Origin of the sequence: Vibrio sp. SNU_ST1, from assembly GCF_030563405.1 — a bacterium.
GTDB lineage: Bacteria > Pseudomonadota > Gammaproteobacteria > Enterobacterales > Vibrionaceae > Vibrio.
In genome coordinates, this window is sequence record NZ_CP130748.1 from 2093387 (window position 1) to 2119455 (window position 26069).

A 26069-nucleotide genomic window follows, 5' to 3' on the forward strand; every position below is an offset into this window, starting at 1 on the left:
ACTTTCACTTTTATTATTATCATCGGTCAGATTTTCTTCACTTGTATATGGTAATTTCTCCTGAATTAGCTATTATCTGTCTATCAAAAATAAACCGAACACAGTACCAAGTTGAAATATTCATACGTAGCGCGTCAACCAATACTCGATGCAGACAAGAAGACCATAGGTTACGAGTTGCTATTTAGGGATGGTCCTAAGAACACTTTCCCTGAAGTAGAGCCGGAGCTCGCTACTAGCCGTTTGCTTTCCGACCACTTCTTATCTACCCACTATAATACATTGGGTGATAAGCTTGGATTCGTTAATTTCCCATATGCAAGCTTGGTTAACCTAGTCCCGACTCTATTTCCGAAAGAGAGCCTAGTTGTCGAGGTACTGGAAGACTGTGAGCCAACAGACGAACTGCTAGAAGCCATCATCACAATTTATGATGCGGGTTACACGATCGCGTTAGATGACTTTGTGCCCAGCAAAGCATGGAAACGCTTCTTACCCTACGTATCAATTATCAAATTCGACATACGTTTGATCTCAATCGCTAAAGCAGCGATGTTCATGAACACGCTGAAAGAGTTGAATATCGAGTTTCTAGCGGAGAAAGTAGAAACTCACGAAGAATATCAAGAAGCAATCCAAGCCGGGTTTAACTACTTTCAAGGCTACTTTTTCAGCAAGCCGGAGATGATTCAAACTCGTGCATTAAACCCTGCTTTTTTAACCATTGTTCAACTGTTGAAAGAGATAGCCAACGATCCTATCAACTTTGCCGAAGTAGAGCGTTTGATTACCCTTGATATGACAATGTCGTATAAGTTGCTCTCTTACGTAAACTCCGCAGGTGGCTCATCAACACCGATTCGTTCATTCCACCAAGCGCTTGTTTATCTTGGTGAACAGAAGCTACGTAAGCTAGTGTCACTGGTTGCTATCGCATCAGCGAAAGAAGATAAACCAGACTCACTTTATGGTTTAGCCGTGATACGTGCGCGCCAATGTGAACTGTTGGTCGAGAAAATGAACGTTAAGGTTGAGCCCGGACAAGCCTTTTTAACCGGCATGTTCTCGCTACTCGACTCCCTATTCGATCTGCCGTTAGTAAAAGTACTGGACTCAGTGCCGATCGATGATGAGATTAAACAAGCCTTGATTGAGCGCAAGGGTATATTAGGTGCCATTTTGGCGATGGTCATAGCTTATGAACAAGCTCGCTGGGATGAAGCAACGCGCATTCGTAAACTGCTCAAACTCAACGAAGCTGAGCTAGGTCAAGCTTATGACGAAGCAACTTCTTGGGCCCAAGACCTGCTGTCTCCTACTTTGAAATAGTTCACATCACACAGCAACTTCAATCGAAACTAAGCTTTGGTGAGCGGTCGTTTCTTGATAAACTCCAACGCATTCATTTATGGCCTCTTAACAGAGGCCATTTTTACAGGATTTGACCATGTCTTTATGCCCATGCGGTAGCAAAAATACTTACCAACAGTGCTGCGAATCAGCGCACCTTCACCACAGTGCTGTTGAAACACCTGAACAGTTGATGCGCTCTCGTTATTCAGCGCACGTGTTGGGTTTGGTTGACTATGTTGTTGCGACTTACCACCCTAGCTGCAATGCAGAAGCGCAAAGAGAAGGTATTGCCGAATCTATCGACAGTGATTGGGTAGGACTAGAAGTCATCGATACTGCGGCAGGCTCGCACCAAGACGAAGGTTTTGTTGAATTTAAAGCCTACTTCAACGAAGGCACTGAACAGTTTTGCATGCAAGAGTGCTCGCGCTTTGTTCGTGAAGACGGTTTGTGGTACTACATTGACGGCACTTTCCCCGAGCAAGGAAATGAGCAAGAAGAGCAAGAAATTGACCCACGCTTAAATCAAACCGTTGAGAGCTTTAAGATCGGTCGTAATGATCCGTGTATTTGTGGCAGTGGTAAGAAATACAAAAAGTGCTGCGGGTAACTCGTACGACTAAGAAGTCAGATTAAGAGAAAAGATTCCTGATGTCGCTTAGGCTCCTCGGAATGACGAAGAATCAGGATTAGATGCATTACGAGAGAAGTTCAGGAATGAAAACAAACAAAGAGCGCCGTAAACATATTTGTTTACGGCGCTCTTTGTTTGTTACACGATTTTATTTATCTAACAAAACTACTTGTGGCGCTCTTTTAGTTTGTTCACCACGTCGTTCATCGATAGACCTTGGTCTTGCAATAAGACCATTAGGTGGTAAATCAAATCCGCAGATTCACACACTAACTCCGCCTTATCGCCCGACGTCGCCGCAAGCGCGACTTCAACGCCTTCTTCGCCCACTTTTTGCGAAATACGCTTGGTGCCGCGGGCATATAGACTGGCAGTATAAGAAGACTCAGGATCGGCGTCCTTGCGGGCAGCCAATAGCTGCTCAAGCTGATGAAGCCACACCATCTGAGACTCTTGTTGTTTGTCTCCGTCCCAGCACGTTGTAGTACCAGTGTGGCACGTTGGGCCAATGGGATTAACCTTAACCAGTAAAGTGTCGTTGTCACAATCCAAGGCAATGTTTTGCAGTTGCAATACATTGCCCGACGTTTCACCTTTCGTCCAAAGACGCTCTTTGGTGCGAGAGAAAAACGTCACATTGCCAGTTTCACCTGTTTTCTCAAGTGCTGCTTGGTTCATGTATCCCATCATTAACACTTGGCTTGATTGGTAATCTTGAACAATAGCTGGCACTAAGCCATCTACTTTTTCCCAGTTAATACGCTCTGACAATGCGCCTACTTCTGTTTTTGATAAGCTTGCGGATTCAAAACTCATAGTCGCACCTCTACATCTTGTTGTTTTAAATACTGTTTAAGTTCACCAATATTGATGACTTGTTTGTGGAATACCGAAGCTGCTAACGCTCCATCCACGTTGGTCTTCTTATAGGCTTCAGCAAAGTGTTCCATTGCACCCGCGCCACCTGAGGCAATCAATGGCACATTACACACTTCACGTACCATGTTTAACTGATCGATGTCATAGCCGTTACGAACACCATCTTGGTTCATCATGTTTAACACAATTTCACCTGCGCCACGCTTCTGTACTTCCTGTACCCAATCTTTGGTTTCCCATTTGGTTGCTTTAGTACGCGCTTCATCGCCAGTGAATTGGTAAACCTGATATTTACCGGTTTCTTTATCGAAGTATGAATCGATACCAACAACGATACACTGCACGCCGAACTTATCAGCAAGGTCAGTGATCAGTTGTGGGTTAGCCAATGCAGGTGAGTTGATGGATACTTTATCCGCACCAAACTCAAGAATACGCGCCGCATCTTCCGCTGATTTAATACCACCAGCCACACAGAAAGGAATATCAATCACTTCAGCTACGCGTTTTACCCAGCTCTTATCAACCACACGACCATCGCTTGATGCAGTGATGTCATAAAATACCAGTTCATCAGCACCCTCTTCTGCATAGCGTTGTGCTAGCGGAACGATGTCACCAATAATTTCGTGGTTACGAAACTGAACGCCCTTAACCACCTGTCCATCACGGACATCCAAACAAGGGATTATTCGCTTTGCCAACATGCAAATGCCTCCTCTGCGGTAAACTTGCCATCAAGTAGCGCACGACCCACAATCACACCAGCAACACCGCTGCCTTTAAGCGCTTCGATATCAGCTAGGCTACCAATGCCGCCCGATGATTGGAATTGCACTTGTGGGTACTGCTTACAAAGATCAACATAGAGCTCTACGTTTGATCCTTCTAGCGTGCCATCACGTAAAATATCGGTACACAGAACGTGTTTAAGACCAACCGTGAGGTAGTCTTCAATCAGCGCTTCAATGGTCACGCCTGAATCTTCTTGCCAACCTGAAATTGCGACTTTACGTGTGCCGCTTTCGTCAATATTGATGTCCAGAGCCAGCACAATTTTTTCCGCGCCGTATTTCTCCATCCAACCTTTCACCAACTCAGGTTGCTTAACTGCTGTAGAACCAACCACAACGCGCTGTGCGCCAGCTTCTAGCAGATCAACGACATCTTGCTCGTTACGCACGCCACCACCAATCTGGATGTTCGCAGGCGTGCTAGCAAGTAGCTTAGCGATCAAGTCTAATTGACGAGCCGTTGTGTCTTTTGCGCCGGTTAAATCAACAAGGTGAAGCCAACCTGCGCCAGCTTGGTGGTACAAGTTAAACTGCTCTGCTGGGTCTACTTTGTATTCTGTTACTTGCCCGTAGTCTCCTTGGAATAAGCGAACTACTTGGCCTTCAATTAAATCTAACGCGGGAATAATCATTTACATTCCTTATATGGCAACGTTAGCCGCTGCCTAATCCTTATTACAATTCCAAGAAGTTCTGAATCAGCTTAGAGCCAGCTTTCGAAGATCGCTCTGGGTGGAACTGAACACCATAATAATTGCCACTTTGAACCGCCGCAGTGAACGGTTTACCGTAATCACATTGTGCAATTGTGTAGTCACCCACGGGCATTGCGAAGCTGTGAACAAAGTAGAAGTATTCACCTTCTTCAATGTCTTTAAATAGAGGGTGATTAGGTGTTGCCGTGACGGTGTTCCAACCCATGTGTGGTAATGGCAAGTCGCCCGTTTCAAGTAAACGAACTTCACCATCACACAAACCTAGGCATTCAACTAACTCGTCAGCCTTTTGGCCTTTCTCTTGAGACAGTTTGCCTAACAGCTGCATACCTAAACAGATACCTAACAGAGGCTTCTCTACTTGCTTCACAAGGGTAACAAGGTCACGTTCTTGCAGGTTCTTCATTGCCTCACTTGCTGTACCTACACCGGGTAGGAATAGCTTATCGGCAGCAAGAACAACTTCTGGTTCTTTTGAAATTTCAACTGCGTAGCCCAGACGTTCAATCGCAAACTTCACCGAGGAAACATTGGCACAACCAGTATCAATAATAACTACTTTTTGCTCTTTCATTGTTTTTCCTTGCTAACGTTAGCCTTACAGAACGCCTTTGCTGCTTGGTAACTCGTTACCTTCAACTTTGATTGCTTGGCGAAGAGTACGGCCAAACGCTTTGAATAGGCTCTCAATGATGTGGTGATCATTATTACCGTCAGAAGAGAGGTGTAGCGTACAAGCCAATGTATCGGTTAGAGAACGGAAGAAGTGAACCACCATCTCTGTTGAAAGATCACCCACTTGCTCGCGGCTGAATTTAGCATCGAACTTCAGGTATGGACGGCCAGAAAGGTCTAGCGCACACTGAGCTAAACACTCATCCATTGGTAAGCTGAAACCAAAGCGGCCAATGCCACGTTTGTCGCCTAGCGCATCTTTTAGTGCTTGGCCTAAAGCCAGAGCGGTGTCTTCAATTGTGTGGTGATCATCAATATGTAGATCGCCCTTCACAGTCAGGTTCATTTGGAAACCGCCGTGTGTCGCGATTTGATCAAGCATGTGGTCGAAGAAACCCATGCCGGTATCGATCTTGTTACCACCGGTTTCATCAAGGTTTACTGCCACCTTGATATCCGTTTCTTTAGTAGTACGAATTACTTCAGAAACACGTGCATTAACCGTCAGATCTTTAACGATTTGTGGCCAGTTAAGCGTGCCTTCAGTTTCCGCATCTGGGCCATATTGGATACCACGAATTGCCATGTTCTCAGCAAGTTGAAGATCCGTCATTCGGTCACCAATCACGACTGACTTTTGGAAGTCAACTTTACCGCCTTGAAGGTATTCTTTAACCATACCTAGCTTCGGTTTGCGGCAAGAACAGTTGTCTTCGTCAAAGTGAGGACAAATAAGCACGTCGTCAAACTTAACGCCTTGAGATTCGAAGAACTCCATCATCATATTGTGTGGAGCATCGAACTCTTCTTGCGGGTAGCTATCTGTGCCTAGACCATCTTGGTTAGTAACCATCACTAAGCGGTAACCAGCATCTTGCAGTGCAAGTAGGCTAGGGATCACTAACGGTTCGAATTTTAGTTTGTCTAAACGGTCTACTTGAAAATCAACTGGCGGCTCAACAATTAAGGTGCCGTCACGGTCTATAAAAAGTATTTTCTGTTGTTTACTCACTTGAACTTCCTTTTAATTTTAAATCTGCTGGCCTAGCTAAAATCAACGCTAACCCAAAATATTGGTTTCACTTGCCAACCTAATTAATCGAACCAAACTGACAAATGTTATTACTGGTAAGCCTTTCGTTACTGATAAAAGTTACGAATAAATCCAAGTGTCTTTTCGCACTCTTCGCGATTACCAATACTAATACGAACACAGTCTTCAATTGGTGAATTACGTAAAATGATGCCCGTATCCCAAGCCGCTTTAAATAACTCATCGCCGTTCGGGAATTTAACCAGTAGGTAGTTGCCCCAGCCATCAAATACCGTCACTTGAGGCATGCCTAATAGACCTGCTTGTAAATACGCTCGGTTAGCACTTAAATCCAGAACTTGGAACTTAGCACGCGCTAGTCCTTGCTCTGAAAGTGCTTGAACGGCAATGTCAGCAACAGGGATTGGTACAGGATAAGGAGCAATCACTTTTAACAATACATCGATAAGCTCTTTGTTCGCTAGCGTAAAGCCACAACGTAAACCCGCTAAAGCAAAGGCCTTCGACAAGGTGCGCAAAATCGCTAGGTTTGGATATAGCTCAAGCAAGTCAACAGTTGAGGCTTCTGGACAGAAATCGATATACGCTTCATCCATCACCACAATCGCTTTGTCTTGTGTCATTTCAAGCAGCTTGATGATGTCTTTGCGATCAACCAAATTACCGGTTGGGTTATTTGGACTACAAACAAACACCACTTTTACGTTGTCAAGTTGAGCTTCAATAGCAGGAAGATCCAATTGCCATTCAGAAGTCAGAGGCACCACTTTACGCTCAACACCAATCGTCTCTGCACTGATTGCGTACATACCGTAAGTGGGTGGGCAGTAAAGAATAGCGTCTTCGTTCGGCTCACAGAAAGCACGAATCAGTAGTTCAATGCCTTCGTCAGCACCACGCGTTGTCAGAGTTTGCTCTGATTTCACGCCTGCGTATTGGGCGTAAGCGTCAATCAGCTCTTTTGGCTGACACTCGCTGTAGCGGTTAAGACGAGACAAGTTCAGGTTGTACTCGTTATCAAACGGAGATTCGTTGGCGTTCAACCATACATCTCCGCTGCCACCAATGCGTCTTGCAGACAAGTAAGGTGTCAGAGCCTGAACTTGTTTTCTTGCTAACTTTTCCATGCCCTACCCTTATTTCGCTTTATTTAACTGTTCAAATCGATTTAATTTTTCAACTCGGATAGTCACAGCACGTTTGTGCGCATCCAAACCTTCGGCTTCCGCCATTGTGACTACCGTTGGTGCTAGACCTTTCAAACCATCAGCCGTTAGCTCTTGTACCGTCATACGCTTAGAGAAATCAGCCAAACCTAAACTTGAATAGGTTTTGGTATAACCATAAGTCGGTAATACGTGGTTTGTACCAGATGCGTAGTCACCTGCAGATTCTGGAGACCAGTCACCAAGGAAAATTGAACCTGCATTATCTAGCAACGGCAGCAATTCACGTGGACTCTTGGTCTGAACAATCAAGTGCTCAGGACCATAGAAATTCGAAATCGCAATCGCTTGAGTGATCGATTCTGCAATGATGATTAGACTTGAAGCCAATGCTTGCTGAGCGATGTTCGCACGAGACAGCTCTCTCAGTTGCTTCTGAACCGCATCGGTTACTTGGTCGGCAATAACTGGTGATGGTGTTACTAATACAACCTGTGAGTCTGGCCCGTGTTCAGCTTGGCTCAGGAGATCAGCAGCAATGAAGTCAGCATCCGCAGTTTCGTCTGCAATCACTAACACTTCAGACGGGCCAGCAGGCATATCAATCGCTGCGCCGCGGAAGTCGTTACTTACTTGGCGTTTAGCTTCCGTTACGTAAGCGTTACCTGGGCCGAAGATCTTATCGACCTTAGCAACACTCTCTGTACCGTAAGCCATGGCAGCCACTGCTTGACCACCACCAACATTGTAAACCTCATCGATTTTACAAAGATTAGCGACATACAAGATTTCATCCGCGATTGGCGGAGGTGAACAAAGCACAACCTTACGGCAACCCGCAATTTGAGCGGGTACACCTAACATAAGAACCGTTGATGGAAGTGGCGCGCTGCCACCCGGAATATAAAGTCCAACAGTATTAATAGCGCGCGTCACCTGCTCACACACAACACCAGGTTGTGTTTCAACCTTAATTGGCTGTGGCTTTTGAGCTTCGTGAAACTTAGCAATGTTGCTGTAAGCTTGCTCCAACGCTTGCTTCATCTCTGGTGTTAGACGAGCACACGCCTCTTCGATCTCACCCGAACTAACTCGGATAGATTCTGGAGTCACACCATCGAACTTTTCAGTCAGTTCCTTAAGTGCGGCATCGCCTTCATTTCGTACTTTTGCAATAACATCAGAAACAGTCGCAGTGATGTTTGCACCTTCAGTAATAGCTGGACGCTCTAATACCGAGTCTTGCTGTGATTCACTTAAAGATTGCCAAACAACGGTTCTCATCGTCACTACCCCATCATTTTTTCGATTGGTAATACTAGAATCGAGCTTGCACCCAACTCTTTCAGCTGTTCCATTGTTTCCCAGAACAAGTTCTCTGTACTTACTAGGTGAACGGCAACTTTGTCTTTGTCTGTTGATAAAGGGAGAACCGTTGGATCTTCAGCACCAGGCAGTAGTGCTTTGATTTGCTCTAGCTGAGACGTTGGTGCGTGAAGCATGATGTACTTCGACTCTTTCGCTTGTTGAACACCCTGCATACGAGTCAGTAGCTTTTCAATCAGCGCGGTTTTGTCTGCATCGAAATCACCAACACGTTGAATCAGTGTTGCTTTAGATTGGAAGATAGCTTCTGCTTCTTTTAGGCCGTTTGCTTCTAGCGTTGCGCCTGTAGAAACTAAATCAGCGATAGCGTCTGCAAGGCCGGCACGAGGAGCGACTTCAACGGAGCCAGTTAGCATACAAGCGCTGAATTCAACACCCTGCTCATCCATGTAGGCTTTAAGTAGTTGTGGGTAGGTTGTCGCGATACGTTTACCCGCTAGATCTTGTGGGCCGTTGTATTCTTCATCTTTGTTAATCGCGATAGAAAGACGGCAACCACCAAAATCTAAGCGACGAAGTGTGCGAAAATCTGATGGTTCTTTTAGAGCGACACGGTCTAGGCGAACTTCTTCTAGTTCATTCTCACCGATAAAGCCAAGGTCAACCACACCATCCATGATAAGGCCTGGGATGTCGTCATCACGAACGAGTAACAAGTCGATTGGCATATTTAGTGAATGAACAACTAAGCGCTCACCCATGATGTTAAATTTCACACCACATTTTTTAAGTAGATCTTGGCACTCTTTACTTAAGCGACCTTTCTTTTGAATTGCGATTCTTAGGCGTTGTCTCTGCATTGCTATATCCCTGTGCAAATATTTGAATTTATTGATTATTTAAAGTGCTAAAACTAAAAAACCCTCGGAAGACTTTGTCGTCCCGAGGGTTTAAATCTAAATTCTTTGACTTAACCTCCGGGAGAATTCTAGCTCCCGGGTATACGTAAATCTCCCCGAAAGACTAGATAGGGTGATGATGGTGATGAATGTTCATTACTAATTTACGCATACTTATCAGCTCTTAGGTTGTTTGCTGTCTTGTCTCCACACTAACTAAGCTGACACCCTTTTTCAACCATTTATTCGAACTTTTTTCACGAAATTTAAAATTAAATTAACGAACACAAAAAAAGGGAGGCAAACGCCTCCCTTCTCATTATTCAATCAAATGATGATTAGCTTTTACATGTTGCTATCTTGCAACGAGAGAAATAAGCCAATGCAAAACATACCGCAACAAACGTTAGAGACGCTGCGCCAAATGCAATACCAGTTGATGATGTCATTCCTAGGGTGATGAAACCAATACACGATACGAACGCCACAGACAGCGCATAAGGGAGCTGAGTCGATACGTGGTCAATGTGATTACAACGCGCACCTGTAGAAGACAGAATCGTTGTATCTGAGATTGGAGAACAGTGGTCACCAAATACAGAACCCGCAAGAACCGCACTTAGCATAGGAAGAATTAGCGCGATGTCAGAGGCTGCAGCCATGTCACCAGCAATCGGTAGCATGATACCGAACGTACCCCAAGATGTACCTGTCGAGAACGCCATTAGGCCAGCAAGAAGGAACAAGATAACCGGTAGCCAGTGGTAATCGATGTTACCTGTTGCTAGAGAGGATAGGTACGAACCTGTTTTCATGTCGCCGATAACAGAACCGATCGTCCATGCAAATACAAGGATAAGGATAGCACCAAACATTGAGCTTGCACCAATCCACATTGTTCTTGCGATATCAACCATAGGCAGTTTCTGTTTGAATACCGTTGCTAGCGCGACGAGTAAACCAATAACACCACCGTAAACCAGAGACTTACCTACATCTGTATTTTCAAATGCACCAAGTAAGTTGAATGCTTGACCATCAGCAGTAAGCGCTTGGCCACCGGTGTAAAGCATTGCTGCAACCGTCGCTACGATTAACGCTACGATTGGCATAACGAGATCAGAAACAGAACCGTTTTCGCTCTCTTGAATATCTAGCTCTTCATTTAGATCGTGAGCTTGCTTTTGATCGTTGTCGCCTTCAAAGCCACGTCCTTGAGAGGCTTCGATCTCATGCTCTCGCATTTTGCCAACATCTAAACCAAACCACGCAACAGCAAACACCATTAATAGTGCAAACACAGCGTAGAAGTTCATTGGAATAAGACGAACGTAAGCACCCAGTGCAGAATACTCTGTCACACCGTGTGTCACTAAGATGCCACCAATGATAGTGATGATGTAAGCACCCCAGCTAGAAGCCGGCATGATCACACACATAGGAGCAGCAGTTGAATCTAGGATATAAGCTAGCTTAGCGCGAGATACGTAGAAGCGGTCAGTTACAGGGCGAGAAATCGCACCTACCGCTAAGCTGTTGAAGTAATCATCAACAAAGATGAATACACCTAAAAATGCAGCAAGTAGTTTTGAACCACGTTTGCTCTTAACACGAGACTGTGCCCACTCAGCGAATGCGCGAGTACCGCCAGATAGTGTTAATAATGCCGTTGTCATTCCAAGGATAATAAGGAAAGCAACGATGCTCATGTTCCAAGTGTTAATACCACCATCTTCGATGAAAACACCAGATACTTTAGTAAAGACGTAGCTAGCTGCGTTACCTACTGAGTAGTCAGCAAGTAGAATCGCACCCATTACGATACCGACACCCAAGGAAACTAATACACGGCGGGTAACAATAGCAAGAGTCAAGGCAACCAAGGGAGGAAGCAGCGATAAAGGCGATGTTGCAAAATCTATTAAATTCATGATCTTCAAAAACCAGTTTTTTATTTGGCTAGAGATCTACTGCAGATAAACTTGATACGGCTTATCAAGCTCATGTTGAACTAAGCGAAAGGGAAGTGAACACTTCACCCAACCCTACAGTAGCGCTCCATAGTTTAAAATTAAGACTATGGCAGTGTTGTACCTATTGAGCACAACCCCAGCAAATTGCTTAGATATACAATTTACTTCGGCAATTACACCTTTCATTTCCGTTCATTGGCATCACCCCAACGAAAACTACTCTTTATAATTGCACCTCTACGTGCGGTAACATTATTAACCGTGTAAACCAGAGTTTAACAACGGATTAACCAAAGCACCGCATCAGGTAGCCGCAATTGTACCCATCAAGAGCAACAATGCAACATATCATTCCGAGAAAAATAGCTTTTTGTTAATGAAGTAATCAATAGAAGAATAGTCAACTTTTACGGATTACTCCACTTAACACATATCAGATATCACCTGTTTTTTTTAAGATATTCTTAATAGTTATTATAAGTTCATTAGAGGTCTACCTTTTCATCTTAAAGCACTCGTCTCATTTTTTTATTTAAATAACTAATAGAAGAAATACTATTTGTTTTATTCTTAGGCTCTGTTTATTATTAGGAGGATTATTTAGTTTACCTTGATGGGAAATATCATGTCTGAATTAACAAAAACTCTATTAAATATCCGTAGCCTTCGTGCGTTCTCACGTGAATTAACTCTTGAGCAACTTGAAGAAGCGCTAGACAAGCTGACTATTGTTGTACAAGAACGTCAAGAGTCTGAAGCTGAAGAACGCGCAGCAAAAGCAGAGCAAGAAGCTAAGCTTTCTGCTATCGCAGAACAAATTGCAAAAGACGGAATCGATGTTGCCGATCTTATTGCTGCACTTTCTGGTGAAGCAAAATCTAAAACAACAAAATCTAAACGTGCTCCTCGCCCTGCGAAATACAAATACGTAGACGCGAATGGCGACGAGAAAACTTGGACAGGTCAAGGTCGTACGCCTTCAGCTATCCAAGAACAACTAGATGCTGGTAAATCTCTAGAAGAGTTTGCTCTTTAAGGCATCGAGTTTGCTAAGTGAATAATCAATAACCCACTAAGCAATAGAATTAATATTTAAGTCGACTAAAGTATTATTTACGGCTTCAATATATTCAGAAACAAAAAAGGCTCCTTTCGGAGCCTTTTTTATATTTCACTATTAGAATTATAAATCAAAAAATGCCTTATCTTTCCCAGTACGCTTCTTCTAGACTATCTTCTCTTTCAGGAAGGCCTCGAGATAATCGTGGCGAATGCTGAACTAATACTTCATAACTTGCGCGGTTTGAATATTTACAAACTTGTGAGAAAGAAGAATACGTCAAGAATGAATGCTGATGCTTACTTGAGTTAGGCACATTTTCTTTATGGTACTTATTAGCGGCCATATCATGTAATAGAGCTGACAACGCAGCATCACCGGCACCATTAGTATTCTTAATCTTTTCTGGACCGCCCATGTAAGGTGCGATATGCGAATAGATTTTCGTTGGATTTTCACATAAATTTTTATGTGCGGGACGGCTAAATTCATAACGGTTAAATTCAGCAATCGAGCCTGGTAACAACGGTAATGATGTTTCACGCTTCACTGCATCTTCAGTGTAACCCGCCATAAACAAGCCCACAGGGCCTGCTGTACATAGAACTAAGTCTACCCAATCGAGTGCTTTGTCTGAAGCAGCTAGAGGATCGCTTTCACCAGTTAATGCTTCAGCTTCGTCTTCGTTCATTGCAACAACGGTTACATGTTGTTCAAGGAAATCTTTCCAAAACTCGGGATCATCTTGAATAACGAATTTAGTACCAAGCGTTAAAACAACAGGTACATCGTATTTCTTCGCGTACTCAATAGCTTTCATTGTTGCTTCAGGCATAGGGTCACCTGGTTTACAACGAACTAAATACGCCGTTAATACTAAAGCAGAAGCACTTTTGAAAATTTTCTCAGGAATGCTTTCTGGTTTTAATTGATTCATTTGTCCTTCGCTAATTGCGAAAGTACGTTCACCATCTTCTGTAATTAATGCAAAGCAGCGACCAATTGCGCCATCTACCCCTTGTAAATGGTTCAGATCCATTCTGCTTGATGTATTACATAAATAGCGGTAACCGTAGCTACCAATTTTAATATCTTGGCTCATTACACCCAATAGTGTTGAACGGTCATCCGCCAATACTGAGTAGTTGTGTAATGTATTACCAATTGTGCCACCTGCGTATTCATTAGTAATCAGGCACTGTTCTTTTAATTCTTGATACAAGGATTCAGCAGCTTCATCACCGATAACCAGTGAATGTCCCTTACTTAAGCCGTATTTTTCGATTAGCTCAGAACTAACCTTTGCTTCAATATCCACCAAGGTTTGGTCAATACCGATAATATGGGTACGTGACATTCTTTTGCTCGTTTGAGCTTGGCTTACTAAAGGGTCACGAGCGTGAACAGGAAAATAGTGCTTTGATTTACGTTGTCCAGGGAATTTCATAGGGCTAGTCTAAGTCAAGGGGAAATAGGTGGCGGATTCTACCGCGCTATATTTAACGCGGCAATCTTTCAAACTATAGCAAACGTTTGCCAGGCTATTTTTTTATTCGCCTTCCATAAAGCTTAGATCAGGCAGCATCCCCAAATGCTCGGCGTAACGTTTTTGATTAAACTCTGCGCCGTTTTTCATTACATCAAATACTTCAACTGCCAGTGCACATGCCATCGCTGCAATTGCCTCTTCACGAGGCGTACCTGTCATCATTAAACGCATTAGCGTCTCTTTCACTTTTACTGGTTGTCCATCTTCAAGTTGGTTCTCGATAATCTCGATCAACTGTTCTTCTTGCATAAACTCATTTTGTTCAGACATTTTTTATCTCAGCTCTTGGATTTTGAGCGACTATGCCACATATAGATCTGACATCCTAGCGAGTCTCCTCGCGTTCATGCGATTCTCTAACGAAGTCAGCGCATTATTTGTGCAAATGAAACTGTGATTCCGGTCTCGGATCTGTCACGGTGTTTCTCTTTCTGTTAGAATCTGCGACCAAGTAATAGTAACGGTGTTTAGACATGTCAGATATCAGCTCTGGAAACAGCGAAAAGAAAGTAATTGTCGGTATGTCCGGCGGTGTAGATTCGTCAGTATCGGCGTATCTTCTTCAGCAACAAGGCTATCAGGTAGAAGGCCTTTTCATGAAAAACTGGGAAGAAGACGATAACGAAGAATACTGCACGGCAGCTGAAGACCTTGCTGATGCTCAAGCGGTATGTGACAAGTTAGGTATCCACCTTCACACTATCAACTTTGCAGCAGAGTACTGGGATAATGTATTCGAGTACTTTCTGGAAGAATACAAAGCGGGTCGTACACCGAACCCAGATATCCTTTGTAACAAAGAAATTAAATTCAAAGCATTCTTAGAGTTTGCGGATGAAGTATTAGACGCGGACTACATTGCTATGGGTCATTACGTTCGTCGTACTTTCCCAACTCAAGAAGAGCTAGACGCTGGTGCGAAGCCAGAAATGCTACGCGGCCTAGATGGCAATAAAGACCAAAGCTATTTCCTTTATACGCTAAGCTCAGATCAAGTGGCACGCAGCCTATTCCCTGTGGGTGAATTAGAGAAGCCAGAAGTACGACGTATTGCTGAAGAGCAAGACTTGATCACTGCGAAAAAGAAAGATTCAACAGGCATCTGCTTTATTGGTGAGCGCAAGTTCACTGAGTTTTTAGGCAAATACCTACCCGCTCAACCGGGAAACATCGAAACACCAGAAGGCCAAGTTATTGGGCAACACCAAGGCTTGATGTACCACACGCTAGGCCAACGTAAAGGCCTGCATATCGGTGGCACCAAAGGTGGCGGCGGTAATGAAGAACCATGGTTTGTTGGTGAAAAAGATCTTAAACGTAACGTTCTGATCGCGGTGCAAGGTAAAGACCACCCTCTTTTAAAATCAGAAGGTTTGATCGCTTCTCAACTTCATTGGGTTAATCGCACACCAATTACTGAAGTTATGACGTGCACGGTAAAAACACGTTACCGTCAGACCGATATTCCTTGTACAATCATTCCAATTGATGATGAGAACATTAAGGTTATTTTTGACGAACCACAAATTGCGGTGACCCCAGGTCAATCAGCAGTGTTCTACCTAGACGAGGTATGTCTTGGTGGTGGTATCATTGAAAAGCGCATCTAACCAATAAACGAACGACAAACAATAGAAGACAACTAGGAGTTACTACGTGGCTAATACACTTTATGACCGTACTATTGCTTTCGCTGGAATTTGCCAAGCTGTGGCTTTGGTTCAACAAGTAGCGAAAGACGGCCATTGTGATAAAGATGCCTTCGAAGCTTCACTCAGTGCCATTTTAAACACCAATCCAGCGAACACCGTGGGTGTCTTTGGACGTGAAGCGAACCTAAAGCTTGGTCTTGAGTGCTTAGTAAAAGGTATCGATAGTACTCCAGCTGGTAGCGATATTACGCGCTACATCATCAGCTTGATGGCACTTGAGCGTAAGCTATCTTCTCGTAACGACTCTATGTCTCAGCTTGGCGATCGTATTCAAACTGCAGAACGTCAAACTGAACACTTTGATCTGTTTGACGAGCAAATGGTCAGCAACCTAGCCAGTATCTACCTTGATATTGTAAGCCCTATCGGCCCGCGTATTCAGGTTTCTGGTACGCCAGCTGTACTTCAACAGACGTCGAGCCAGCATAAGGTTCGCGCTCTGCTGCTATCAGGAATTCGAAGCGCTGTGTTATGGCGTCAAGTTGGCGGTAAACGTCGCCACCTTATATTCGGTCGAAAGAAGATGATCGAGCAGGCTCAAATCCTACTAGCTCGCATGTGATTTATTAGCTCGCGCATCGTCGCGAGCTTGTTTTTTGTACCAACACAACCCTCACGCAAACGATTGCGCAATGTGCGTGACAATTGAGATTGTTACTGGTATAAACCTCTCAAAATTTAGAAAACTCAATTCAGGAGAACATCATGGAACTGTCAGCATTGACTGCTGTTTCACCAGTAGACGGCCGTTACGGAAGCAAGACTGTTGCATTACGCAGCATCTTTAGTGAGTTTGGCCTACTAAAGTACCGCTCTATCGTTGAAGTTCGTTGGTTACAAAAGCTTGCAGCTACAGATGCAATCAAAGAAGTACCAGCGTTCAGTACAGAAGCTAACCAGTTTCTTGATGAACTAGCTGCTAACTTCAGTGAAGAAGATGCTCTGCGTATCAAAGAGATCGAGCGCACGACTAACCACGACGTTAAAGCAGTTGAGTACTTCTTGAAAGAGAAAGTTGCTGGCGTTCCTGAACTTCACGCTGTAAACGAATTTATTCACTTTGCATGTACGTCTGAAGACATCAACAACACATCTCACGCGCTTATGCTTAAAGAAGCTCGTGACACAGTGATTCTTCCAGAAATCCGTAACGTAATTGATGCTATCAAAGCACTTGCGAACGAGTACCGTGACATTCCATTACTGTCTCGTACACACGGTCAGCCTGCTTCTCCTTCTACTATGGGTAAAGAGATGGCTAACGTTGCGTACCGTATGGAACGTCAATACAAGCAAATCGAAAACGTTGAGATCCTAGCGAAAATCAACGGTGCTGTAGGTAACTACAACGCACACCTTTCTGCATACCCAGAAGTTGAATGGCACCAGTTCAGCGAAGAGTTCATCACTGAATCTCTTGGCGTAACTTGGAACCCGTACACAACTCAAATCGAACCTCACGATTACATCGCTGAGCTATTCGATGCTGTTGCTCGTTTCAACACTATCCTTCTAGACTTCGACCGTGACGTTTGGGGCTACATCGCTCTTGGTCACTTCAAGCAGAAGACTATTGCTGGCGAAATCGGTTCTTCTACAATGCCGCATAAAGTTAACCCAATTGACTTCGAAAACTCTGAAGGCAACCTTGGTCTAGCAAACGCAGTATTCAGCCACCTTGCACAAAAACTTCCAGTTTCTCGCTGGCAGCGTGACCTTACTGACTCTACGGTTCTTCGTAACCTAGGTGTTGGTGTTGGCTACGCTATCATTGCATACACTTCGACTCTGAAAGGTATTAGCAAGCTAGAAGTTAACCGTGATGCGCTACTTGCTGAGCTAGACAAAAACTGGGAAGTACTAGCTGAACCCGTACAAACAGTAATGCGTCGTTACGGCATCGAGAAGCCATACGAGAAGCTAAAAGAGCTAACTCGTGGTAAACGTGTAGATGGCGAAGGCATGCGTGCATTCATCGACGGCCTTGAAATCCCTGCAGACGAGAAAGTTCGCCTGAAAGAGATGACTCCAGCGAACTACATCGGTCAAGCAATCGAGCTTACTGACAAGCTGTAAGATTCAAAGTTCGAATCAAAAAATAAACTAAGGCTTCCCATGTGGAAGCCTTTTTGTTGCGTAGAACAAATGTCTCGAACAGTAGCGCCCTAGGTAAAGCAACAACAATGAATCAAATCTGACTTATCCTACTCACCTCCCCCATTCAAATACTGCAAACCACATTAGACAAACATTCTTAAACGCTAAGATCAAAAAAGGCCTCCCGAAGGAAGCCTTTAGAATACATATTGCCGCTTAACGACAGTAGCTTGTGTTAGATATTACATGTTACGTAGAGAAGCAATACGCTTATCTAGCGGCGGGTGGCTCATTAGAAGCTCAGTTAGAGACTTCTTACCGTTGATACCAAACGCCATCATAGAACCTTCTAGTTGTGGCTCATGGCTCACCTTAAGACGCTCTAGCGCTGCAATCATCTTCTCTTTACCTACCAAGTGCGCAGCACCTGCATCGGCATGGAACTCACGATGACGGCTGTACCACATCGTAATGAAGCTCGCTAGGAAACCAAATACCAGTTCCAGCACCATAGATACACCGAAGTACACCATCATGTTGCTACCACCCTCTTCTTCATTGTCATTCGACGCAACAATGTTGGCGATGAAACGAGATAGGAAGATAACGAATGTGTTCACTACACCTTGCATCAGCGTCATGGTCACCATATCACCGTTCGCGATATGGCTAACTTCATGCGCTAATACCGCTTCAGCTTCATCACGCGTCATGTTGTGTAGCAGACCCGTAGAGACTGCTACTAATGAATCATTACGCTTAGCGCCCGTCGCAAATGCGTTGATGTCTGGCGAGTCGTAAATTGCCACTGTTGGCATACCAATGCCAACTTGTTGAGACTGACGGCTTACCGTCTCCATCAACCAATGTTCTGTTTCGTTACGTGGACTTTCAATGACCATGCCGCCTACCGATCGTAGCGCCATTTTCTTTGACATCATCAACGAAATGAATGAGCCGCCAAAACCAAATACTGCAGCCATCACCAATAGGCCTGATAGGCTACCAGGTTGCATACCTGTAACTGCGTATACAATATTAAGAACAACACTTAGTACCAATACAACCGCTAGGTTGGTTGCAAGGAACAACATTACTCGCTTCATTACTTATCTCCGCATGAAAGCTGTTTTTATAAAACTTATTATTATAGACAAGGCAGACAGCAATTTATTCCAACCTTGAAGACTTATCCTTACTTATACATATAGTCTTAGATTAAGAAAACAAGGTTAAGCATTAAATTGCAACATTTGATTACGAGACCATATTCGACTTACCCCTAGTCTATTAGACCTAAGTCGTATGGTGTCGGTATAACAATCCGTTTACAGTGGCTTCAGATGATTTATTGGCTAGTCCATGTACAAAAAGGGAAGAATCATGGTTGAAGGTACTAACACTCAAATGGCTATCGATTTACTGTGCTGTCACCTAGGGATTACTGAAGAAGAAGCAAAAAAGCAGATTGGGATCCTAACTCCACAAGCGGCACAGACAAAAATCACAGAAACACAACAAGCACTGATGGGACTTACCAAAGAACACTAACCCATAGCGACTTGTTCAAAGGCCAGTTGTTTATAAACTTATGGCCAAAAGGCTTAACATAGCAAAAGGGCTGCAATCGCAGCTCTTTTCTTGTTGTTAAAACTCTATATTGACTAACTGACAACACCTCAATCTTCCTTACAAGGCCGATGATCGATGGCCTACACCACTATTGAAAATACCGTTTAGCCAGCACAGCACACTCTTCACAAAGCGCTTTAATAAATGGGTCACGTTCTAGCTCAACAGTATGAAACAAACTAAAAGGCACTTTCAAATCGTTACAAAGCAAGCTCGTCTCTTTCTTTTGTACCCCTCCATTCCGCACGCCATTTTCTGCCGTATGATTAGGAAGCAATGCCCACCCTTGCTCTTGAAGCAATTGAATAATGAGATCGCTACTGCTCACAACGCGCGTGCTATAAGAGAAAGCTTTTATCACTCCCCCTGCTTTTAAGGCATTTTCACTCAAATATTGAGTCTCCAACTGCACATCTTCGAGGTCAAAACTTGCTTTAGTCGCTAATCTAGAATTCGATCCAACATATAACCCATAATCGACATAACCAAGGTGTTGAAAATAGGCAGGGAACGTCAATGAAATTGAACCTCTTGTTGGGAAGAAAGCAAAGTCTAACTCTGCGCTTTTCAAATCCTCTAGCCCAATTTCACGGTTTCTTGCTAGCCAATTAATACTGACCAATGGAAAAGATGTTGCTGCCCATAACTCTAGGCATTTCAAAAAATCAAAAGGAAAATCAGTGTCATAGCCGATATTGAAATGTGTTCTCGAATCGGTAAATAAAAACTTACTGATTTCTGCCAACTTACTATCTTGTCGAATAACCAAAATAGCGTGTGGGTAGAGTTTTTCTGCCGCTGAGGTCGCGACTGCCTTTCTTCCTATGATAGTAAAAAGCTCATAACCTAATGAATCTTCGTAAGATTTAACCAACTCTCGAATTGTCGTACGGTCTTTCTTTAAACGACGTCCCGCAGCACTAAACGAATGTTCATCGTAAACAGCGACAAAAGATCGCAATTGTTCCAATGTATGCACATGACCCCTTGAACGTAAAACCCCATCATAAGTGGTTTTATATGGTGCTAAAGTGCAATCATAATTGCTAGCAGTATTTCTTACTTGCTAGTGCTATGACTCCCAAAAAAAGAACAATAACTTCAAATCCATTGGCGCAATTTAATGCTCCACTCTTAAAGCAGCTTTTTGCTCTCGCGATCCCTATAACGCTACAAAGTATCTTTTTTTCTAGCAAAGGAGTGATTGACCTAATCATGATTGGTCAATTGAGCGAAAATGACATCGCTGCCGCAGGCGTTGCTAGCCGAGCCTTATTTGTTGCTACCATTATTCTCTCTGGTGTAACAACCGCCGGAGCGATCTTAATTGCTCAATATTTTGGAAAAAAAGATCATCAAGGGACAAGAAGAGGTACTGCATTAACCTGGTTACTATCAAGCTTACTCGCCTTATTACCTTTCGGTGTTCTGGCGCTAGCAAATTCACAGATAATGGGAATGTCTTCTAATAACATTGAAGTTCAAGCTTTAGGCTCTCAATATCTGTTTGTTACAAGTTTTAGCTTATTTTGTGTAGCTTTTACAGGCAGTATCGCCGCCTACTTACGCTCGGTACATCAAGCCTCAACCAGTCTCTATCTGAGTAGTATTGGGATTATTCTCAATATATTATTTAATTGGGTATTCATTTTCGGACACTTCGGTGCGCCACAAATGGGGTTGAAAGGTGCCGCTATTGCAACGTTAATCAGTTGTGGGCTTGAAGTTGTTATTACGCTTATCTATTTGAAACTGAGTAAAAGCGTAACCTTATTTAATTCCTCAGATATCAAACAAGCTTTACAGTTTACCCACATAAAGCAACTCACTTGTTTGGCCTTCCCTACCACAGTGAATTTTACATTATGGGCAGGAGGATTGTTTGCCTATACCTCAATCATGGGACAGGCAAGCGATGAAGGCCTGATCGTTTTATCTATCATTACACCGATTGAAGCATTTTCGCTTAGCTTCTTGATCGGCATCGCCAACGCCTCTGCCGTTATTATTGGTAACCATATAGGTACGAAAGATTTTGAGAAAGCCTACGGCCACGCTATCGTGTTCACTGCAACCGCATTCTTGGTTACCCTTTGTGTATCTCTATCTTTGTACGTACTCAAAGACAGCATTCTAAACCTCTTTACCTCGATGGAAGCCACTACTAGAGAGCTAGCCAATAAGTTCTATTTGATTTTTTGTGTAGGAATTGTTTTGCGGTCACTCCCAACAACGATGGTTGTTGGCGTGTTACGAGCAGGGGGTGACGTAAAGTTCTGCTTATACCAAGATCTACTCACCCAATGGTGTTTTGGTATTCCTTTGGCTGCAATAGGTGCTTTATTAATGGGTTTGAGCCCGCAATGGATCTTCGCTCTGTTTTTCTTGGAAGCTCTATTCAAATGGTTTGCATGTATTCATCGGTTTAGAAGCAAAAAGTGGCTGAACTATCTAGCCCAATAACACACTTTACTTGATAAAATTGAGAGATAAAAAATGAATTTAATCACCTTATATGAAGCCTATGGCCTCACTATAGCAACTCTACTTTTCATAGCAATTTATCTATTTGTCCATATTAAGTACATTCGACACCACGAAGCGCATAAACGATTTCTTGAAGCTTTGTGGGCATTAATGAAAAACACAATCCACGGTGAACATATTCGAACGATGGGCTATAAACCAGAGAATCAAGAAGATAAAAAGTAATGTGCTGATGCAAAAATAAAAAAACCGACTGTAACAATTACAATCGGTTTTTCTGATTCAGTTGGCTAAACCTATAAATTAAGAAGCGGGGCAACATCAATATATTTACCGATGTCCTTAGACTCCGCTCTTGGCACATACGGAATTTCACCTAACTTCGGTGCACCTAGCTTATCTTCAAGCATCGCTATAATTTCGGCGTAATGTTCAGTACCTGGGTTAATGCGGTTTGCAACCCAACCCACTAGGTTCAGTCCATCAGCACGAATCACTTCTGCGGTTAGCAGAGCATGACTCAAACAGCCAAGCTTAATACCGACCGTCAATACCACTGGCAGCTGTTCTTTTTTGACCCAGCTAGACAAATATTCTTCATCAGAAACCGGGACACGCCAACCACCAGCACCTTCAACTAACACGATGTCAGAGTTTTGCTTATGCTCTGCCAACTTAGCTGATAATACCGCTTCATCAATCACGACACCATCATGCTTGGCAGCGATGTGTGGTGATGATGGTAGCAACAACGCATACGGGTTAACGTCTTCGTAGGCGATATCTTGCGTCGCAGCTTCTTGAAGATGCAGTGCATCACTATTACGTAATCCCTCAGGGGATTGTTCACACCCTGCGGCAACTGGCTTGTAGCCTATTGTTGATAACTCTTGTGCGGCTAAAGCTTGAAGAATCGCTTTTGAAACCACAGTTTTTCCCACTTCGGTATCCGTACCTGCAATGAATAATGCATCAATCATAATTGAATAACCCCTAAACAAACTTGATATGTTGCTGGTAAGAAACCTTGATGGTTTTTAAACTCTCTATATTCCCGCTCAACAAGCTGCAACATTCGACGGCTTGTTAAACCTTGTGAGCGACCACTTACGTGATTAGCGCCGATGCCTTTAAGGTCGCGCATCAGTTCAAACGCAGTGTCGTACCAAACGGTGATGGTGGGCAAGTCTAGTTGATGAGCAGTACAGCTAGATTGCGCTAACGCAATTTTTACCTGATTGATTGTAATAAAATGGTTAACGTGTTGATGTGTGTCAATTTTTGACCATGACTTTTTCAGCTCAAACAGTGACCCATCAAGCAAAGTTGAGAAAATAACACGCCCACCAACTGCTGTAACACGCTTCATCTCTCTCAAAGGCGACGACAAATCGTCACACCATTGCAACGCAAGGCTAGAGAAAACAATATCAAAAGCCCCATCTTCGAATGGCAATAGCTCGGCATCAGCTTGTCGATATAAAGAGACCATTGCGCCACAGCGCTGTTCGGCTTTTTGCAGCATTCCAACAGAAAGGTCTGCGCATACCACTTCAGCGCCTCGTTTCACCAATTGCTGTGAGAAATAGCCAGTGCCACAACCTAGATCGAGCACCTTTAACCCAGAGAGGTCACTCGGTAACTTACCCAGCAGTCGGTGGCCGACATCGCGCTGGAATTCAGCGTGTTTGTCATAGGTTGTTGCTGCTTTGCCGAAGGCTTCGGCAATCGCACTCTTGTCTTGGCCTACGTAATTATCCACTACTGCTTCTTGTGACATTTACTGAGCCTCTTTATTTAATTCAAAGTTCGATTCTAAGCTTGGTTTGATATTTAATTCGGCGTGTTGCTCCATTGCTTGAAGCAGAGAATTGGTTAACTGAGAAATCTGTTTCTGACTATGGTTCGCCGTTAAGGTAATACGCAAACGAGCAGTCCCAATAGGCACCGTTGGTGGCCTTATTGCCGTTACCCAAACTTGGTTGCGCTTTAACTCTTCAGCAATAGATAGTGCAGCTTGGGCTTCGCCGATTAAAAATGGCTTGATCGGCGTCTGAGTATCAATAAAACCTTTCACGCCACTCATCTGCTCTGCATAGAGAGCTCCTAACTCCGTGAGTTTCTCACGACGCCACTCTTGCGTTTGAATCATCTGGCATGCATGAGACAAAGCCACCGCTTGTGAAGGTGGCATTGACGTCGAATACACATGATGACGAGCGAACTGAGTTAAGTAATCACCCACTTCAGACGAACAAAGAATCGCAGCACCAGAAAGGCCAAATGCTTTTCCAAAGGTCACCACCAAAATATCAGGTGAGATTTGTGCCGCACTGCAACTCCCTGCCCCTTTATCACCTAATACGCCGATACCGTGAGCATCATCAACCACCAACCAACTGTCGTATCGATGAGTTAGGTTAGATATCTGGCTGAGAGGCGCTTGATCGCCATCCATGCTGAACACACCTTCAGTCACAACCAACGACTGTGGGGTTCGGCTCAACAGCGATTCTAAATGTTGCGTGTCGTTGTGCTTAAAGCGCTTCATGGTTGCAGGTGAAAGCATCCCCGCTTCCATCAAAGAGGCGTGGTTGAGCTTATCTTGCAGTAGAGAGTCGTCTTTCTCGAGCAGAGAGAACAATAAGGCTTGGTTAGCGCTGAAACCAGAGTTAAAGAGAATCGCGCGTTCAAAGCCAAGCCATTCACACAGCTGACCCTCTAAATTTCGATGAGCAGGACTAAAGCCCGTGACCAAGGGCGATGCTGCACTGCCAGCGCCATACTGGGAAAGCCCCACTTGCCACGCATCAACCAATTCAGAATCGTTTGCCAAGCCTAAGTAATCATTACTCGAAAAATTAATGAAGCTAGAACCTTCGCTAGTAAGCAAAGGGCCATTACTGTTTTCGAGTACCTTAAGTTGACGAGTTAACCCTTGCTCACGGCGGTGAACAAGAGCGCTTTTGATACGAGATTTAAACAGTGGCATCGTAGAACATGTCATCTTTCGTTGGACGAGCGGCAACGCGCTCCACCACTTGATCTAACAGTTCATTTTCTTGAATTTCGTCAGGCTTCTGAGCCACCTGTTGGCTATTGATACCTAACTTCTTAAACAGCTGCATGTCCGTGTCTTCATCTGGGTTTGGCGTAGTCAGTAGCTTACAACCGTAGAAGATAGAGTTCGCGCCAGCCATAAAACACATTGCCTGCATCTGTTCGTTCATGTTCTCACGGCCTGCTGATAGACGAACCGCAGACATTGGCATCATGATACGAGCAATCGCTATCAGTTTGACGAAGTCGAAAGACTCAACATCATCGACGTTTTCCATCGGTGTGCCTTTCACTTTCACAAGCATGTTGATTGGTACACTTTCTGGGTGAACAGGAAGGTTCGCAAGCTCGACAAGTAGGCCTGCACGGTCATTAGTACTTTCGCCCATACCAATAATGCCACCAGAACAGATCTTCATACCGGCATCACGCACGTGAGATAGCGTATCTAAACGATCTTGGTAAGTACGAGTGGTGATAATGCTGCCGTAGAACTCCGGAGACGTATCAAGGTTATGGTTGTAGTAATCCAAACCTGCGTCCGCTAGCTCACCTGCTTGATCAGGCGTTAACATGCCTAGTGTCATACATGTTTCTAGGCCCATGCCTTTCACACCTTTGATCATGTCAGTTAGGTGAGGCATATCGCGTTCTTTCGGGTTTTTCCACGCCGCGCCCATACAAAAACGAGTCGAACCCGCGTTCTTGGCTTTTTGTGCCGCATCCAAAACACGCTCGACTTCCATCAAGCGCTCTTTGTCGACATCCGTTCGGTAGTGAGCACTTTGAGGACAGTACTTACAATCTTCAGGACAAGCACCTGTCTTAATCGATAACAGCGTACTCACCTGCACGTGGTTGTGCTCTTGGTACTGTCTATGAACGACTTGAGCTTCAAACATTAAATCCATAAACGGTTTTTCAAGCAGTGCTCTTACTTCAGCAACTGTCCAGTCATGACGAACTTCCACGTGTCGATCCTTTTTTATTATTTGATGTTACA

26 protein-coding genes, 1 riboswitch and 1 other annotated feature are annotated in these 26069 nt (G+C 43.9%); of the genes, 9 read left to right on the top strand and 17 right to left on the bottom strand.

Annotation, left to right across the window (positions count from 1 at the left end; translation table 11 throughout):
* Window positions 1-111 precede the first annotated feature (111 nt).
* Window positions 112-1329 carry an EAL and HDOD domain-containing protein gene (locus Q5H80_RS09055; RefSeq protein ID WP_304564518.1) on the top strand — a complete coding sequence of 406 codons (1218 nt, stop codon included), beginning with the start codon at window positions 112-114 and terminating at the stop codon, window positions 1327-1329.
* 118 nt (window positions 1330-1447) lie between these two features.
* Entirely contained in the window at window positions 1448-1963 is a 516-nt protein-coding gene (locus tag Q5H80_RS09060) for a YchJ family protein (RefSeq protein ID WP_304564519.1), read from the top strand.
* A 189-nt stretch (window positions 1964-2152) separates the two neighbouring features.
* On the opposite strand, the gene hisIE is transcribed toward Q5H80_RS09060, so the two are convergent.
* The 9 genes from hisIE to Q5H80_RS09105 form a co-directional block, all read right to left on the bottom strand.
* The gene (gene hisIE / locus Q5H80_RS09065; RefSeq protein WP_304564520.1) at window positions 2153-2803 is read right to left on the bottom strand and encodes a bifunctional phosphoribosyl-AMP cyclohydrolase/phosphoribosyl-ATP diphosphatase HisIE; all 651 of its coding nucleotides are present in this window, start codon (window positions 2801-2803) and stop codon (window positions 2153-2155) included.
* Window positions 2800-3573, bottom strand: coding sequence for an imidazole glycerol phosphate synthase subunit HisF (gene hisF / locus Q5H80_RS09070; RefSeq protein WP_017060270.1), 774 nt, complete (start codon window positions 3571-3573; stop codon window positions 2800-2802). Before hisF ends, hisIE begins: the two co-directional genes overlap by 4 nt.
* Window positions 3555-4292, bottom strand: coding sequence for a 1-(5-phosphoribosyl)-5-[(5-phosphoribosylamino)methylideneamino]imidazole-4-carboxamide isomerase (gene hisA, locus Q5H80_RS09075; RefSeq protein ID WP_304564521.1), 738 nt, complete (start codon window positions 4290-4292; stop codon window positions 3555-3557). Before hisA ends, hisF begins: the two co-directional genes overlap by 19 nt.
* A 43-nt stretch (window positions 4293-4335) precedes the next feature.
* Window positions 4336-4950, bottom strand: a complete 615-nt coding sequence (hisH, locus tag Q5H80_RS09080) for an imidazole glycerol phosphate synthase subunit HisH (protein ID WP_304564522.1) — start codon at window positions 4948-4950, stop codon at window positions 4336-4338.
* 24 nt (window positions 4951-4974) lie between these two features.
* Window positions 4975-6063 (bottom strand): bifunctional histidinol-phosphatase/imidazoleglycerol-phosphate dehydratase HisB, encoded by a 1089-nt coding sequence (hisB, locus tag Q5H80_RS09085; RefSeq protein ID WP_304564523.1) that lies wholly within the window; start codon window positions 6061-6063, stop codon window positions 4975-4977.
* A gap of 128 nt (window positions 6064-6191) precedes the next feature.
* On the bottom strand, window positions 6192-7232 hold the full coding sequence (gene hisC / locus Q5H80_RS09090; RefSeq protein ID WP_304564524.1) for a histidinol-phosphate transaminase: 1041 nt from the start codon (window positions 7230-7232) through the stop codon (window positions 6192-6194).
* A 9-nt stretch (window positions 7233-7241) separates the two neighbouring features.
* Complete coding sequence (gene hisD, locus Q5H80_RS09095) at window positions 7242-8561, bottom strand: histidinol dehydrogenase (protein WP_304564525.1); 1320 nt, start codon at window positions 8559-8561, stop codon at window positions 7242-7244.
* The gene (gene hisG, locus Q5H80_RS09100; RefSeq protein ID WP_304564526.1) at window positions 8561-9457 is read right to left on the bottom strand and encodes an ATP phosphoribosyltransferase; all 897 of its coding nucleotides are present in this window, start codon (window positions 9455-9457) and stop codon (window positions 8561-8563) included. Before hisG ends, hisD begins: the two co-directional genes overlap by 1 nt.
* Before the next feature lie 52 nt (window positions 9458-9509).
* Window positions 9510-9645, bottom strand: a sequence feature (His leader region).
* A gap of 189 nt (window positions 9646-9834) precedes the next feature.
* Entirely contained in the window at window positions 9835-11427 is a 1593-nt protein-coding gene (locus tag Q5H80_RS09105; protein ID WP_304564527.1) for a Na+/H+ antiporter NhaC family protein, read from the bottom strand.
* A 112-nt stretch (window positions 11428-11539) separates the two neighbouring features.
* Window positions 11540-11717: riboswitch (Lysine riboswitch) on the bottom strand.
* 377 nt (window positions 11718-12094) lie between these two features.
* On the opposite strand from Q5H80_RS09105, the gene Q5H80_RS09110 reads away from it, so the two are divergent.
* A complete protein-coding gene (locus tag Q5H80_RS09110; RefSeq protein WP_012604381.1) occupies window positions 12095-12505 on the top strand; it encodes an H-NS family nucleoid-associated regulatory protein in 411 nt (136 codons plus the stop codon).
* Window positions 12506-12671: 166 nt separating this feature from the next.
* Here the strand turns inward: Q5H80_RS09110 and Q5H80_RS09115 are convergent, their stop codons facing one another.
* Window positions 12672-13976, bottom strand: coding sequence for an inosine/guanosine kinase (locus tag Q5H80_RS09115; protein ID WP_304564528.1), 1305 nt, complete (start codon window positions 13974-13976; stop codon window positions 12672-12674).
* Between the two features lie 102 nt (window positions 13977-14078).
* A complete protein-coding gene (locus tag Q5H80_RS09120) occupies window positions 14079-14348 on the bottom strand; it encodes a hypothetical protein (protein WP_304564529.1) in 270 nt (89 codons plus the stop codon).
* A gap of 203 nt (window positions 14349-14551) precedes the next feature.
* Here Q5H80_RS09120 and mnmA point away from each other — a divergent pair, with 203 nt between their 5' ends.
* The 3 genes from mnmA (at window position 14552) to purB (ending at window position 17866) form a co-directional block, all read left to right on the top strand.
* Complete coding sequence (gene mnmA / locus Q5H80_RS09125; RefSeq protein WP_304564530.1) at window positions 14552-15688, top strand: tRNA 2-thiouridine(34) synthase MnmA; 1137 nt, start codon at window positions 14552-14554, stop codon at window positions 15686-15688.
* Window positions 15689-15734: 46 nt separating this feature from the next.
* Window positions 15735-16352, top strand: coding sequence for a high frequency lysogenization protein HflD (gene hflD, locus Q5H80_RS09130; RefSeq protein ID WP_304564531.1), 618 nt, complete (start codon window positions 15735-15737; stop codon window positions 16350-16352).
* Window positions 16353-16495: 143 nt separating this feature from the next.
* On the top strand, window positions 16496-17866 hold the full coding sequence (gene purB, locus Q5H80_RS09135; protein ID WP_304564532.1) for an adenylosuccinate lyase: 1371 nt from the start codon (window positions 16496-16498) through the stop codon (window positions 17864-17866).
* 263 nt (window positions 17867-18129) lie between these two features.
* Here the strand turns inward: purB and htpX are convergent, their stop codons facing one another.
* Window positions 18130-18993 (bottom strand): protease HtpX, encoded by an 864-nt coding sequence (gene htpX, locus Q5H80_RS09140; protein WP_017098153.1) that lies wholly within the window; start codon window positions 18991-18993, stop codon window positions 18130-18132.
* A gap of 277 nt (window positions 18994-19270) precedes the next feature.
* Here htpX and Q5H80_RS09145 point away from each other — a divergent pair, with 277 nt between their 5' ends.
* Entirely contained in the window at window positions 19271-19438 is a 168-nt protein-coding gene (locus tag Q5H80_RS09145; RefSeq protein ID WP_009848816.1) for a hypothetical protein, read from the top strand.
* Between the two features lie 169 nt (window positions 19439-19607).
* Here Q5H80_RS09145 and Q5H80_RS09150 read toward each other — a convergent pair whose 3' ends face one another.
* Window positions 19608-20498 carry a LysR family transcriptional regulator gene (locus Q5H80_RS09150; RefSeq protein WP_304564533.1) on the bottom strand — a complete coding sequence of 297 codons (891 nt, stop codon included), beginning with the start codon at window positions 20496-20498 and terminating at the stop codon, window positions 19608-19610.
* 95 nt (window positions 20499-20593) lie between these two features.
* On the opposite strand from Q5H80_RS09150, the gene Q5H80_RS09155 reads away from it, so the two are divergent.
* Complete coding sequence (locus tag Q5H80_RS09155) at window positions 20594-21982, top strand: MATE family efflux transporter (RefSeq protein WP_304564534.1); 1389 nt, start codon at window positions 20594-20596, stop codon at window positions 21980-21982.
* 33 nt (window positions 21983-22015) lie between these two features.
* Window positions 22016-22231: a hypothetical protein gene (locus Q5H80_RS09160; RefSeq protein WP_135444842.1), complete on the top strand. Its 216-nt coding sequence runs from the start codon at window positions 22016-22018 to the stop codon at window positions 22229-22231.
* Window positions 22232-22302: 71 nt separating this feature from the next.
* On the opposite strand, the gene bioD is transcribed toward Q5H80_RS09160, so the two are convergent.
* The 4 genes from bioD to bioB are packed head-to-tail and all read right to left on the bottom strand — an operon-like array spanning window position 22303 to window position 26037.
* Window positions 22303-22986, bottom strand: coding sequence for a dethiobiotin synthase (gene bioD, locus Q5H80_RS09165; RefSeq protein WP_304564535.1), 684 nt, complete (start codon window positions 22984-22986; stop codon window positions 22303-22305).
* On the bottom strand, window positions 22983-23786 hold the full coding sequence (gene bioC / locus Q5H80_RS09170) for a malonyl-ACP O-methyltransferase BioC (RefSeq protein ID WP_304564536.1): 804 nt from the start codon (window positions 23784-23786) through the stop codon (window positions 22983-22985). Before bioC ends, bioD begins: the two co-directional genes overlap by 4 nt.
* Window positions 23787-24998, bottom strand: coding sequence for an 8-amino-7-oxononanoate synthase (gene bioF / locus Q5H80_RS09175; protein WP_304564537.1), 1212 nt, complete (start codon window positions 24996-24998; stop codon window positions 23787-23789).
* Window positions 24985-26037 (bottom strand): biotin synthase BioB, encoded by a 1053-nt coding sequence (bioB, locus tag Q5H80_RS09180; RefSeq protein WP_009848820.1) that lies wholly within the window; start codon window positions 26035-26037, stop codon window positions 24985-24987. The genes bioF and bioB overlap by 14 nt, the downstream gene beginning before the upstream one ends.
* Window positions 26038-26069: the final 32 nt, after the last annotated feature.